Below are 13,340 nucleotides of genomic sequence, written 5' to 3'. Positions count from 1 at the left end.
CTTCCCGACGACGGCGCCGCGCCGTGGCGGCGGCGCTGGTCGTCGCCGTCGTGGTGCAGCTGGTGGTGCTGTACCTGCCGGGCGAGCAGGTGCCGGAGGCCGGGTTCGCCGTGCCGGGGCTGGACAAGGCGATCCACGTGGCCGTGTTCGCGCTGCCCGCGTTCCTCGCCGTGGGGCGGGGGCGGAGCGCGTGGTGGGCCCTGCCGTTCGCGGTGCACGCGCCGGTGAGTGAGCTCGTGCAGCACGCGTGGGTGCCGCTGCGGACGGGGGACCCGGTGGACGTCGTCGCGGACCTGGCGGGGGTGGTGCTCGGCGTGGTCGCCGCGCGCAGCCGCCGGATTGGAGGATCGGGGGCGTCGGGCGTATGATGGTCCGGTGCGCTCCTGCGGGAGGGCATGACCTGGGGCTATAGCTCAGTTGGTAGAGCGTTTCGTTCGCAATGAAAAGGTCAGGGGTTCAATTCCCCTTAGCTCCACGGACCGTCCCGGTCCGCGATCCTCGTGGTCGCGGGCCGGGACTTTCTCGTGACGGGGGCGTGTGCGCCTTCCCCGCCCTCACCCGGGAGGGGGGTCGGCGCTTCCGGGGGGACCCCCCGGGTGTCTACAGTGCCGGGGTACGTCAGCGCGGACGTGATGCGGCCGTCTCACCGCAGGTCAGTCGCGCTTCTGCCGCCCCGCACGGGGCCGTTCGGCCCGGCCCGGGCCGGGAAGGGGACGCCGATGCGCATCAGCGTGCTCACCCACATGCTCCACCCCATCCGTTCGCCCTACGAGGGCGGGCTGGAGATGCACACGGCCATGACCGTGGAGCACCTCGTGCGCCGGGGCCACGACGTCACCGTCTACGCGCGGGAGGGCACCCGGCTGCCGGGCGACGTCGTCGCCGTGCTGCCCGCCGAGGGCGCCGGCCCGGGCCGCGCGGGCGCCCGCGTGCGCGAGGCGGCCGCCCGCCGGGCCTGCGCGCTGATCCTCGACGACGACTCCGACGCCGTCCTGAACAACTCCCTCTCCCCGGCGCCGCTCGAGCTGCTGCGCGCCCGCCCCGTGGTCACCGTCCTGCACACGCCGGCCACGCTGGCGGAGGTGCTGGCCGTCGTCGACGCCCCGGGCTGGACGGCTCCCGACCACCACCGGTGGGCCTCGGTGTCCGCGTCGAACGCGCTGGCCTGGCAGCACCGGCTGCCGCGCGTGGACGTGGTGCCCAACGGGATCGAGCTGCACCACTGGGTCTCCGACGCCGTCCCCGTGCGCGGCCGCGCCGTGTGGTCGGGCCGGATCACGGCGGAGAAGGGCCTGCACGTGGCGATCGACGCCGCCCGGATCGCGGGCATGGAGCTGCACTTCGCCGGGCCGATCTCGGACGAGGAGTACCACGCCCGGGAGGTCGTGCCGCGGCTCGGTCCGGACACCGTCTACCACGGCCACCTCGACCATCACGCGCTGCCGCACATGCTGGCCACGGGCGAGGTCTTCCTGGCCACCCCGCTGTGGGCCGAGCCGTTCGGGCTCGCCGTGGTCGAGGCCATGGCGCTCGGCGTGCCGGTGGCCGCGCTGCTCAGCGGCGCGATGGGGGAGATCGTCGCCCCGCAGGCCGGCGCGCTGGCCGTGCACCACACGGCGCAGGAGCTCGCGGTCTCGATCCGTCACGCCCGCCGCAAGGACCGGGGACGCGTGCGTGCGTGGGCCTGCCGGTTCAGCGCGGAGACCATGGTGGAGGGCTACGTGGACCTGCTCGAGCAGGCCGCCGAGGACGCCCGTGACCTCGCCGCCGCCGAGGACGCGTATGGGTTCGACCCGCAGGGGGTCCCGCGCCCGTCCGCCGAGGCGGCGGACCTGGAGTCCCTCTGATGGCTCCGGCCCGCAGGCGGGTCCTCTACTACGCCCACCAGCACGGGGCGGGGCATCTGCGGCACGCCGCCGGCCTGGCGTCGACCGGGGCGTTCGACGTGACGGTCGTGACCGCCCATCCCCGGGCGGCCGCACTGCTGCCCGCGGACGTCCCCGTCATCCCGCTGCCCTCGGACCTCGTGCCCGGCCACGAGCAGCCGGCCCGCTCGCCCCTGCACTGGTCCCCGGTGGGGCCCGAGATCCGGGCGCGCTTCGACGCCCTCCACGCGGCGGCGCGGCGGGTGGACCCGGACGTGTGCGTGGTGGACGTGTCCGTGGAGGCCGCCCTGTTCCTGCGCCTGGCGGGCTGGCCCGTGCTGCACCGCCGCATGCACGGCGAGCGCACCGACCCCGCGCACGCCCTCGTCTACGCCGAGGCCGACGGCCTCTTCGCCCACTACGCCGCCGAGCTCGAGGTCCCCGCCTGGCGCGCCGCCCACGTCGGCCGGGTCACCTACCTCGGGGTCGCGGACGTCACCGGCCGGCTCGGCACCCGCGCCACGACGACGGCGTCCGCCGGCACCGCCCCGCGCGTCGCCGTGATCGCCGGGACGGGCGGCGGCGGGGTGCGGGCCGCGGACCTGGCCCGGGCGGCATCCGCCGTGCCGGAGGCGACGTGGGAGGTGTACGGCCCGATCGCCGGGGTGGGCGAGCCGGAGGCGCCGGGCGGGCTCGCGGCGGAGGCGATGCCCGCCACCGTGACGCTGCACGGCTGGGTCCAGGCGCCGGCCCGCCGGGCCGCGGACGCCGACGTCGTGGTGGTCTCGGCCGGGCACAACGCCGTGGTGGACGCCGCCCGCTCCGGCCGCCCCGTGGTGCTCGCCCCCGAGCCGCGGCCGTTCGACGAGCAGCGCGTGTTCGTGCGCGAGATCCACCGGGCCGCGGGCGTGCCGTGGTGCGCGTGGGAGGACCCGGACGCCGACTGGGCCGGCGCGGTGGGCGGCGCCCTCGCGGACCCGGCCGCCGCCGACCGGCTCGCGGGCCTGCTGCTCGTGGCGCCGGGCGAGTACCGGCGGCGCTGGGAGGCGGCGATCGAGGGTGCCCTGGGCTGAGTCCGGCACGCCCCCGGCGCCTCGCCCCTCAGTACGCGGCGTCGTCGCGGCGGGCGGCCGTCAGCTCCGCCTCCGTGGGGTGACGCAGCAGCTCGAGCCGCTCGCCCTCGGGGTCCCACGCGATCAGCCCCGCGTCCGCGAACGCGCGCAGCCACCCCTCCATGGCCCATCGGCCGTGCACCTGCCGGAAGCGGCGGGCGTTGACCAGGATGTCCTCGAGGTGGTGCAGCGGCGGGGTCATCACGCCGTGGTGCTGGTGGAACGCCTCGGCGGGGCTGAACCGCAGCGTCAGGCCGGCGTCGCGGGCGCGGAAGGCCAGGTCCGTGTCCTCGGCGCCGTAGCCGGTGAAGCCCGCGTCGAAACCGCCGATGCGGGCCAGGTCCGCGCGCCGCAGCGCCAGGATCAGCGTCCACACGAGGTGCCACTCGTCCGAGGGCCCGGCGGTCAGGTGCGCGCGCGCCCGGTGGGGCACGGAGAGGCGGCGCAGCAGGGCGTCGGCGCGATGCGAGGTCAGGTCGGCCTCCCCGACGTCGCGGGTCCAGCCCGGCCGCAGGTAGCGGGGCCGGCCCATCACCACGGACCCGGGGTGGGCCGCGACCTCGGTGGCCAGCACGCCGACGGTTTCGGCCGCCGGGATGCAGTCCACGTCGAGGAAGACGAGGATCTCGCCGGTGGCGAGCTCGGCCGCGCGGTTGCGGGCCTGCGCCAGCGGCAGGCCGGCCTCGGCGGACACGTGTCCCACCGTGATGGGCAGGTCCGTGGCCGGGACGCGGCCGTCCGGCTGGCCCATGAACACCACGACCACCTGGTCCGGGCGGCGGTGGGAGCGTTCCAGCCCGGCGATCACGCGGGCCAGGTGCTCGTCCCGGTGCCCCGTGATGACCAGCACGGACACGCCCGGCAACGCCCCGCGCGCCCGGGCGAGGGCCTCGCGGTAGACGGCCACGTGGGCGGCGGCCACGCGACGACGCTGCCGGGCCCGGGCGGCCGGGTCGGCGGGGGCCGTGCGCGCGCGGGCGCGCACCAGCGTCTCGAGCGCGTCGGCGAGGGAGTCGGGGTCCTCCGGGTCGAACGCGGCGAGCGAGTCGGGGGTCAACCAGGCGCCGGACTGGTCCGCGATGTGCCCGATGTCCGCGACGGCCACCGGCACCCCCAGGTCCCGGCACATCTCCACCCAGCCCGAGTGGGTGCCGATGCGGTACGGCAGCACGGACACGTCCACGTCGCGCAGCAGCGCGTGCAGGGCGGGGTCGTCGAGCCGGTCGTGCTGCCACAGCTCGAAGCCGTGGTGGGCACAGCCCGCGCGCAGCGCGGCCAGGGCGTCCTCGTCCTGCACGGTGTCCTGGACCTCCACGGTCACCCGCGCGTCGACACCGCGCTCGGCCAGCGTCCCGACGGCGGCGGCGAGCACCGGCAGCAGCGCCACCGGGGCCACCTGGGCGCGCAGGTCCTTGGCGTGCACCAGCAGGCGGGCGGGGGCGGCCGCGCCGTCGCCGTCGTCGGACGCGTCGGGGGGCAGCGCGCCGGGGGCGTCGTCGTCGCCCTGCGCCACGAGGTCCTCGAGCGGGACGATGTGCGGGTGGGGGACCACGAGGGCGCGCACGCCGTAGTCGCGGGCGAGGGTCGCCGCGGCGCCGGGGGTGAGCGTGAGCACGGCGTCCGCGCGGCCCAGCAGCACGGCCAGGCGGTCCCGGTGGGGGCCCTGGTCCGTCAGGTGCGGGTTCTCGAGGTCGTGCACGGTCACGACGACGGCGCCCCCGTGCGCGTGCTGCGCGTCCAGGGCGGCGGCCAGCTGGGCGGGGCTGAAGTGCTCGAAGCCGAAGTGCACGTGCAGCACGTCCGGGCGGTGCTCGGCCAGCCACTCCGCGTGCAGGGCCCGGGGCGGCCACCACTGGTGCGCGGGCGCGCCCGGCACCGGCGGGTCCGGCAGGAACTCCACGTCCGGCGCGGCGCCCGGGTCGAGGGGGCGGATCGCGCGGGTGTACGGGTGCTGCGCGGGCACGTGCTGGACGGTGATGCTCACGGGGGAGGGCCTCCTGACCTGGGGGATGCGATGCCGCGCGGGCGGCGTGTCCCCGTCCCGGGTCGGGGGTCGCGAAATCTAGTCTGTCAGGGCAGGATCGGAGAATCGGAGCAGCGGCATCCTGTCCGTTCCGGCGCGCCGCCGCGTCGAGGAGCGCCGCCGCAGGTGAAGGGGATCGTGGACGTGGACTCGCAGCCGCAGGGGCGTGTGCTGTACGTGACCGTGGGCGCGCCGGAGCACGGCGTGGTGCGCCATGGCCGGCAGACCGCCGCCGCCCTCCGTCGGGTGGGCGCCGAGGTGGAGCTGCTCACGGCGGAGGACGTCGCGGCGTTCCGGGGCCTCGTGCCCGTGCTGGAGGAGGCGCGCGCGCTGGGCGCCGCCGTGCACCTGGACGTCACGGACGCGCTGTTCGGCCCCACCGCGACCGCCGCTGCGGACCTGCTCGTCGACGTCCTGCCCGCGGGCACCACGCTCACCCTGCACGACATCCCGCAGCCCGCCGAGGGCGACGGCCGCTACCGCCGCCGCGGCGAGGCATACGCGCGGCTCGCCCAGGCGGTGGACGGCGTCGTGGTCTCCTCGCAGCACGAGCGGGCGCTGCTGGCGGACCTGGTGGACGTGGCCGCGGACGTGGTCCCGTTGCCCGTGGAGGACCGCCGGGCCGCGGCCGCCCGCGCCGAGCCGGTGGTGCCGGAGAGCATGGCCGGCCTCGACCGGGACCTCGTGCTCTTCGGCTTCGTCTACCCGGGCAAGGGGCACGCCCTCGCCCTGGAGGCCCTCACCGAGCTGCACCGCCAGTGGGGCCCGGATTCCGGGGCGCCGCGCCGGCTGACGGCGCTCGGACCCGTCAGCATCGGGCATGACGACCTCGTGGCGGAGCTGACCCGCGACGCCGAGGCGCGCGGCCTGGAGTTCCGCGTCACCGGGTTCGTGCCGGACGAGTTCGCGGACGCGGCCCTGCTCTCGGCGGGCATCCCGTTCGCGGCGCACCGCAACGTGTCCGCGTCCGGGTCCCTGGCGGCGTGGACCTCGGTGGGGCGGCGGGCGATCGCCTCCGCGGGCCGCTACACGGAGGAGATGGAGCGCCTGCGCCCGGGCACCCTGCGGCTCGTGCACCCGAACGGGTCGCCGGCCTTCGCGCTGGCCGAGGCGATCGCCGAGGCGGTCGAGGACCCCGAGCGCACGTGGCTCGACCCCGCCGTGGACCTCTCGCCCGGGGCCGAGGACTGCGCGCGGATGCTCTTCGACGTGCTCCGCCGCGTGCACAGGTGGACGTGAGCGCTGCCGTCTCCGTGGTGGTGCCCTACTACCGGGCCCAGGCGGACCTCGACCGGCTCACGGCCGCGCTCGCGGCCCAGCGCGGCCTGACCGGCGGGCTGCAGCTCGTGGTGGCCGACGACGGCTCGCCCGTCCCGCCCCGGGTGGACCCGGGCCTGCCGTTCGACGTGGTGACCGTGCGCCAGCGGGACCGCGGGTTCCGCGCCTCGGCGGCCCGGGCGCTCGGGGCGGAGGCGGCCGACGGCGACGTGCTCGCCTTCCTCGACGGGGACATGCTCCCCGAGCCCGGGTACCTCGCCGCGGCGCTGGCGGCGGTGGCCACGGCGCCCCGGGACGCCGCGGTGGTGGGTCGGCGGCGGCACCTGGCCGAGGCCTGGCTGGAGCGGGCCTGGGCGGACGGCTGGCGGCCCGGGGACGAGGTGCCGGAGAGCTCCCGCCTGGCTGAGCCGGCGTGGCTGGGTGACGGGTACCGCGCGACGGACGACCTGCGCCGCGCCGACTCCACCGGCTACCGGTACGTCATCTCGGCCGTGCTCACGATGGCGCGCGAGGTCTACGAGGACGCCGGCGGCTTCGACCCCGCGTTCGTGGGCTACGGCGGGGAGGACTGGGAGCTGGCGCACCGGCTGTGGCGCGTGGGGGCGGCCCTGCGCCACGCGCCGGACGCCGTGGCGTGGCAGGCCGGCGCCGACTTCGGCGGACGCGGCGACACCGCCGAGGCCGCCCGGGTGAAGGCCCGCGAGGCGCTCGTGCTCGCCTCGCGCATCCCCGCGACGACGGCCCGCGGCCACGGCCTGTCCCTGGCCGGCCCGCTGCGGGTCGAGGCGCGCGTGCGGGTGCCGGAGGGCGCGGACGGCGCGGCGGCGGCCGTGGTGGCGGTGGACGCCGTGCTGCGCGCGGCACCGGGGGCGCGGGTCGGCGTCGTGGGCGGCCTCGACGAGGCGGCGGCGCGGGCGCTCGGCGACCCCCGCGTGCGGCTGCTGGGCGAGCCCGACGGCGGCGCGGCGGCGTCCCAGGACCTGCCGCCGACGCCGGCGCGCGGCGACCTCGACGCCGTGCGGTCGGTGCCCGACTGGTCCGTGGACGTGCACGTGCCGCTGCGGCCCGCCGCGGCCGGAGCCCGGCCTGACGCGGACGCCGTCGCCGCGTGGCTGCTGCGCCTGGAACGGGCCGGCGTCGAGCGCGTGGAGGTGCTGGGCGAGCCGGGCGAGCGGGCCGAGCGCGACGTGCTCGCCGTGCTGACGTGCGCCCGGGCGCGGTGGCGGCGTCGGCGGGGCGGGACGGCGCGGGTGTGGCGGGTGCCCGCCTCCCGGCTGGGCTGGGCGCCCGTGGCCGCCGTGCCGGACCTCGAGGCGTGGTGGGGCGGCTGGGGCTGAGCGGGCCGGTGTCCGCGGGGCTGGCACAATCGCGGACAGGACGGAGCACGGGAGGACCGATGAGCGAGCTGGACGAACTGGACTTCGCGGCGCTCTCCGCGTTCCTGGCCTGGTGGTTCGGGACGGCGGGCGTCGGCTGGATCCGTCGCGAGGACGGCTGAGGAGAGAGGACGCAGGCGTGCACGAGGACGAGGGACGACGCCGGCACTACGGCCACTTCTACGGGCTCGAGGACCTGCCCGAGGGTGACCTGCTGCTGGTGTGGGGCAACTGCCAGGGCGAGTCGTACCGGCGGCTGCTCGGCGGGGAGCCCGGCACACCGCTGCACGGGGCGGACCTGGTGAGCGTCCGCGTGCCGCCCGCCTTCGAGGCCCAGCCGGACGAGGTCGAGCACCTGGAGCGGCTGCTGCCCCGCGTGAAGGCCCTCGTCACCCAGCCGATCCCGCACGACTACCGGGGCATGCCCATCGGCACGGACCAGCTCGTGGCCCGGTTGCCGAAGGACGCCGCCGTGGTGCGGATCCCCGTGGTGTACGACGTCTCGCGCTTTCCCTGGCAGGTCACCCTCCGCAACTGGAAGTTCGCGCCCGGGGCGGCCGAGCGGCCGGGGGAGGACCCGCCCGTCGTGCCGTACCACGACCTGCGCGTGCTGGCCGAGGCGGCGACGGGCCGTCGTCGGGAGGTGGCGCCGGCGGCGATCCGTGAGGCCGCCGCCGCGTCCGTGCAGGCGCTGCGGGCGCGGGAGGAGGCGAAGGGGACGCTGTCCATGGCGGATCTGGTGGCGGCGGAGCGGGGCGTCGGCTTCTACACCGTGAACCACCCGACCAACACACTGCTGACCCGCGTGGCCGAGCGCGTGGCCGAGCGCCTGCCGGGCGACGTCGCCGTCCAGCCCGTGCCCGCCTCCCGCGTGCTCCTCGGCGGGGTGCGCGCGCCCCTCGAGGCGGTCGTGGTGGAGGCCCTCGACCTCGACGCCGAGCCGACCGAGGACTGGACCGTGGCCGGTCAGACCGTCCCGGCCGAGCAGCTGCGACAGACCCACCTGGACTGGTACGCGCAGAACCCGCAGGCCGTGGAGGTCGGGATGCGCAAGTACGCCGACCAGCTGCGGCTGCTGGGCCTTACGGGCTAGCGCCGGCCCCGGCCACCAGTGGAGGATGGGCGGCACGTCCCGTCTGCCGCGGAGCACGTCTGCGGGGGCGGTCGTACCGTTTCCTTGACCCCGTCACCCCACGGAGGACCACGTGACCGAGCAGTACGACATCCTGATCGTCGGCGGCGGCAACGCCGGCGTGTCCTTGGCCGCCGCACTGCGGCGGAAGCGGCAGGGTCGGGTCGCCATCGCCGACGGCCAACAGCTGCACCGCTACCGGCCGATGCTGAACTACGCGGCGGGCGGGCAGGCGGACATGGCCCGGTTCGAACGGCCGATGCGGGCCGTCATCCCGGACGGGGTCGAATGGATCCCGGACCACGTCGTGGCCGTGGACGCCGAGGAACGGACCGCGGTGACGACCACCGGGCTGACCGTGGGCTTCCGCCACCTCGTGCTCTGCCCGGGGCTGACCCCGTGGTGGGGTGCGATCGACGGGCTGCGTGAGGCCTACGCCGCCGGATGGGCGGCGAGTGCGCACGTGCCCGAGCACGTGGACGCCGCCCGGGCCCTGCTGTCGCGTGTGGCCGCGGGGGACCGTGTGGTGGCGAATGTGCCGGCTGAGCCCTCCTCGTGCGGCGGCACCGTGCTCAAGGCGCTGTTCCTGGCCTGCGCGGCATGGGAGCGCACGGGGATCCTGCCGGACGTGGACGTCCACCTGGTGACCCCCTACGGCCGGATCCTGGACCGGCAGACCATCGACCCCGCTCTGGCCGAGGCCGTGGCGAGGTACGGCATCCATGTGCACGCCGGCGCAGAGGTGAACGCCGTGGACCACGAGGCCCGCGAGGTGGTGCTCAACACCGGTGAGCGGATCACCGACGTCGCGGCCGCGTACATCACGCCCGTGGTGCGGGCCCCGGAGTTCATCGCCGAGGCAGGCCTGGCGGACGACGGCGAGGCCGGCCTGGCGGCCGTGGATCCCGCGACCCTGCGGCATCCCGTGCACCCGCACGTGTGGGCGCTGGGCGACGCCGCCGCCCTGGGCACACGGCCCTCCGGCGGAGCCCTGCGCCGGCAGGTCAAGATCCTGACCCAGAACATCCAGGCTGCGGACGCGGGGAAGCCGCTCCAGAAGTACGACGGCTATACCGTGATCCCCGTGATGGTCAGCCGGGACGAGCTGGTCCTGGACGAGCACGTCCGCGACGGCTCCGAGGACCGGTCGATCCCCGGCGTGGACCTGACGAAGCCGCGGAAGAGCACGGCGGCCTTCGACCGCTTCGGCCAGCCCCGGATCTACTGGCACCGACTGCTCAAGGGCAAGGTCTGAGCCCAGCGTTCTCGCTGCCGCGACACGTGCGGCGGACGTACTGTCCCTCGCGGGGCGCCCCCGCCCGATCCGGATGACGGCGCCGGCCCGCCGAGCGTTTTCGTTCGGGAAACGGCGCCCTGCCGACGACGCCGGCCTCAGTCGTCGCGGCCCCGCACCGGGCGCTCCTCGAGCGTGGTCTGCACGACCCGCCCGCGCTCCCAGCTGTTCGCGCCCGGCACCACGTCCGGGACCGGGATGTCCGCGCGGTTGCGTCGCTGGGCCGCGGTGTCCACGCCCACGCGCTCGTCGCGGGCGCGCAGGAGGGCCTCGTCCACCTGGCCGTCGCCGGTGAGGCCCATCATCAGCTGGGGAATGCCGTACGGGAAGTCGTCCCGGTCGTACTGCCAGGTGTGGAACGTCTTCCCGTAGGTGTGGATGAGGTCTTCGAAGTAACTGTGCTCGGCCAGCTCGGGCACCCCGGGGGCGGTGAGGGCGCCGGAGCTCACCTCGTAGTGGTGGCTGTGCCACAGGCGCCGCTCCTCGTCGGGGAGGCTGCGGAACCGCTCCTCGCTGATGATGTACTCGATGCCGATCAGCCGTGCGTCCGGCGCGTTGCGGTCGAAGATCACGCACTGGTGCAGGTCGTGGCGCAGGTGGATGCAGAAGTGGCTGGCTTCGACCTGCCGGCCGAGGTCGTCGGCGTAGAAGTGCAGTCCGTTGAGGTAGGTGCTCATCGCGCCCATGGGGTACTTCGGCTGGACCAGGCCGGATGCCGCGTCCAGGAGGCGGTGCTTGAGCGGGTGGCCCTTCCCGACGGCGGCCATGAGGGCGATCCTGCGGGCTGCGGTGACAGCGGCCGCGGTGCCCAGTCCGGCGGCGAACCCGAGGGCGGTGGAGGACAGGCGATGGGTGCTCATGGCCCCACGCTAGGAGTGCGGGGCGGACTCTGCCAGGGTGGTGGAGCTGCCGGGGCTGCCGGGGCTGCTCAGGAGGCGGGGACGGCGGATCGTCTGCGCATCTGACCCTTCTGAGTGGGCGCGTGGTCGCCAGAAGGGCCAGAGATGAAGAAGATTCCGGGCAGGGGCGGACTCGGCCCATACGACACGCGACAATGCGCAAAATGCATTTGCGCTAATTGCCTATCGACTAAGGCTCACCCCTCTTGTGCTATTCGTGGGCCGGAGTAATCTCGATTCCAGCAGCACCGTCCCAGCCCGGGGCGGGCCCGAACCGGGAGGATCACGCCATGACCACCGCCGTCCGCACCTGCGCCGCCAGTGCCTGCGCCTTCAATGCCGAGACGTCCTGCAACGCCCTGGCCATCACCGTCGCCGGCTCCGACCGAACGCCCGGCTGCGGCACCTTCGTCCAGCTGGACGTCCGCCGCCCGGTGACCGAGGGCGCCTCGACCGTCGGTGCGTGCCACCGCCTCGAGTGCACCTACAACGTCGACCTCGCCTGCACCGCCGAGGGCATCGAGGTCACGGACGTGGCCACCTGCGCCACCTACACGATCGACTGACGCCGCCCCTCAGGGGTGGGCGACCCGCGCCGGAATCGCGTCCAGCAGTCGCCGCCAGGCGTGCCGGGGGCTGTGGTCGAGCCGGCCTGCACCGGGCAGGGCCACGTGCACCGCGGTGGTCTCGCCGTCGCGGACGCGCAGCAGGGTCACCCCGGCTTCGTCCACGTCGAGGGCGTGGGCGGGGGACTCGGACAGGGGTTCGGTGTCGACCTGCAACGGGGTGCTCTCGCCCGGCAGCAGGCCCAGGGCGACGGCGTCGGCCAGGTCCGCGAGCACCTCGGGGGCGGTGCCCAGCACGTCATCCGCCAGGTCTGCGAGCTCGGCCTGGTCGACGAGCCCGCGCGACGTGAGCGGCAGGGTGTGGCAGCAGAACACGGCGACGCCGTCGACGTCGTGCAGCAGGATCCGCTGGGTCTCGACGACGCCCACGCGCACCCGCGGGCCGACGTCGGCCACGAGGTCCGCGACGCGACCGCGCAGCTTCAGCTCCGCGACCTCGGCCGAGTCCCGGCACCAGCGCAGGGTGCCGAGCAGATGCACGGATGCCAGGCGGGTGGGGAGCGTGAGGTCCAGGGCGTCGCGCAGGACGTCCACGCGCACGTCGAGCGGCGCGAGCGTGTGGAACGCGCCGAGCGACCCGAGGAGGTTGGGGACGTGGGCGACCACGAGGCGGCCGTCCGCGCTCACGCCGTGGACGGCCGTCGTGAGCGTCTCGCCGGCGCGGAAGGCCGTGACCTCGACGGAGCCCTCGCCGCGGAGCAGCCGCTGGGCCAGCAGCAGGCGACGGGGCGCCACGGGCGGCAGCGGATGAGCGGGGTGCGTGGAGGCGTGGGCCATGGGGGTCCTTCCGGCGGGGGTCCGAGAACCAGTAAGGCACACCTCAGTGAGATACGCAAGGTGAGTGTTGTGTATTTGTCGTACGCGGGGCGGTGGGGACGTGTGGTGCTGAGCTACGGTGACGGGACTCACATGCCGTCGTCGAGGGAGCCAGCCGATCATGACCTTCCGCCCCACCCGTTGCCGACTCGCGACGGCGGCCTTCGGCGTCGTCCTGACGCTCACCCTCACCTCCTGCGGCACGGCGCAGGATGCGGGCAGCTCATCGGAACCCGCCACCGCCACCGTCGTCGACTCCGCACTCACCCGCATCAAGGAGGTCGGCACGTTGCGCGTCTGCTCCACCGGTGACTATCCGCCCTTCACCGAGCAGACCGAGAGCGGCGACTGGAAGGGCATCGATGTGGACATGGCCCGCGACCTGGCCGAGACCATGGGCGTGGAGCCGGAGTTCGTGAAGACCAGCTGGAAGACGCTCATGGACGACTACACGTCGGGGGCGTGCGACGTCGCCGTCGGGGGCATCTCCCTGAACCCGGAACGTGCCGAGCAGGTGTACTTCACCGTGCCCACGCAGGAGGACGGCAAGACGCCGATCACCCGCTGCGAGGACGTCGAGAAGTACGACACCGTGGCGGAGATCAATCAGCCGGGTGTGCGGTCGATCTTCCCGGAGGGCGGCACCAACGAGAAGTTCGCGCGGGAGCACTACCCGCAGGGCGAGCTACTGACGCACGACAACCTCACGGTGTTCGACGCTCTCGCGGCCGGTGAGGCGGACGTGATGACCACGGACCGCTCCGAGGTGCTCTACATCGACCACGAGTACCCCTGGGCTGACCCCGTTTCGTAGGTCCAGTCGTTATGAGAGTCGTCCTGTTGCCCGCGGTCGCGGGCAGGGAGACTGGTCAGATCATGACGAACAGCAGGAAGCGTCACACCCCCGAGCAGGTCGTCC

The 13,340-nt window shown here is 75.1% G+C and carries 12 protein-coding genes and 1 tRNA gene; 10 read left to right on the top strand and 3 right to left on the bottom strand.

The window, feature by feature from the left end:
• From J1M40_RS10245 to J1M40_RS10230, 4 genes are all read left to right on the top strand, one after another.
• Positions 1-368 (top strand): VanZ family protein (locus tag J1M40_RS10245; RefSeq protein WP_241252221.1); only part of this gene is annotated, 368 nt, incomplete at its 5' end.
• Positions 369-402: 34 nt separating this feature from the next.
• Positions 403-475, top strand: a tRNA-Ala gene (locus J1M40_RS10240).
• Positions 476-719: 244 nt separating this feature from the next.
• On the top strand, positions 720-1,847 hold the full coding sequence (locus J1M40_RS10235; protein WP_144818988.1) for a glycosyltransferase: 1,128 nt from the start codon (positions 720-722) through the stop codon (positions 1,845-1,847).
• Complete coding sequence (locus J1M40_RS10230; RefSeq protein WP_206450775.1) at positions 1,847-2,938, top strand: glycosyl transferase; 1,092 nt, start codon at positions 1,847-1,849, stop codon at positions 2,936-2,938. The genes J1M40_RS10235 and J1M40_RS10230 overlap by 1 nt, the downstream gene beginning before the upstream one ends.
• A gap of 28 nt (positions 2,939-2,966) precedes the next feature.
• Here J1M40_RS10230 and J1M40_RS10225 read toward each other — a convergent pair whose 3' ends face one another.
• Complete coding sequence (locus J1M40_RS10225) at positions 2,967-4,961, bottom strand: glycosyltransferase (protein WP_206450774.1); 1,995 nt, start codon at positions 4,959-4,961, stop codon at positions 2,967-2,969.
• A 165-nt stretch (positions 4,962-5,126) separates the two neighbouring features.
• On the opposite strand from J1M40_RS10225, the gene J1M40_RS10220 reads away from it, so the two are divergent.
• From J1M40_RS10220 to J1M40_RS10205, 4 genes are all read left to right on the top strand, one after another.
• The gene (locus J1M40_RS10220; protein ID WP_144818995.1) at positions 5,127-6,239 is read left to right on the top strand and encodes a glycosyltransferase family 4 protein; all 1,113 of its coding nucleotides are present in this window, start codon (positions 5,127-5,129) and stop codon (positions 6,237-6,239) included.
• A complete protein-coding gene (locus tag J1M40_RS10215; RefSeq protein WP_260849725.1) occupies positions 6,236-7,615 on the top strand; it encodes a glycosyltransferase in 1,380 nt (459 codons plus the stop codon). The genes J1M40_RS10220 and J1M40_RS10215 overlap by 4 nt, the downstream gene beginning before the upstream one ends.
• Before the next feature lie 178 nt (positions 7,616-7,793).
• A complete protein-coding gene (locus tag J1M40_RS10210) occupies positions 7,794-8,747 on the top strand; it encodes a WcbI family polysaccharide biosynthesis putative acetyltransferase (protein WP_144818999.1) in 954 nt (317 codons plus the stop codon).
• A 112-nt stretch (positions 8,748-8,859) separates the two neighbouring features.
• Positions 8,860-10,041: an NAD(P)/FAD-dependent oxidoreductase gene (locus J1M40_RS10205; RefSeq protein ID WP_100058397.1), complete on the top strand. Its 1,182-nt coding sequence runs from the start codon at positions 8,860-8,862 to the stop codon at positions 10,039-10,041.
• A gap of 137 nt (positions 10,042-10,178) precedes the next feature.
• Here J1M40_RS10205 and J1M40_RS10200 read toward each other — a convergent pair whose 3' ends face one another.
• The gene (locus J1M40_RS10200; protein ID WP_122054665.1) at positions 10,179-10,940 is read right to left on the bottom strand and encodes an OBAP family protein; all 762 of its coding nucleotides are present in this window, start codon (positions 10,938-10,940) and stop codon (positions 10,179-10,181) included.
• A gap of 329 nt (positions 10,941-11,269) precedes the next feature.
• Between J1M40_RS10200 and J1M40_RS10195 the strand changes: the two genes are divergently transcribed.
• Positions 11,270-11,545: a DUF1540 domain-containing protein gene (locus J1M40_RS10195; protein ID WP_100058396.1), complete on the top strand. Its 276-nt coding sequence runs from the start codon at positions 11,270-11,272 to the stop codon at positions 11,543-11,545.
• A 9-nt stretch (positions 11,546-11,554) separates the two neighbouring features.
• Here J1M40_RS10195 and J1M40_RS10190 read toward each other — a convergent pair whose 3' ends face one another.
• A complete protein-coding gene (locus J1M40_RS10190) occupies positions 11,555-12,382 on the bottom strand; it encodes a hypothetical protein (RefSeq protein WP_100058395.1) in 828 nt (275 codons plus the stop codon).
• A 160-nt stretch (positions 12,383-12,542) separates the two neighbouring features.
• Between J1M40_RS10190 and J1M40_RS10185 the strand changes: the two genes are divergently transcribed.
• Positions 12,543-13,235 (top strand): transporter substrate-binding domain-containing protein, encoded by a 693-nt coding sequence (locus J1M40_RS10185; protein ID WP_206450773.1) that lies wholly within the window; start codon positions 12,543-12,545, stop codon positions 13,233-13,235.
• Positions 13,236-13,340 lie beyond the last annotated feature (105 nt).

Source organism: Micrococcus sp. KRD026 (assembly GCF_017168445.1).
In the GTDB taxonomy this organism is placed as follows: Bacteria; Actinomycetota; Actinomycetes; order Actinomycetales; family Micrococcaceae; genus Micrococcus; species Micrococcus luteus.
This window is presented reverse-complemented; position numbering and strand designations above follow the sequence as displayed.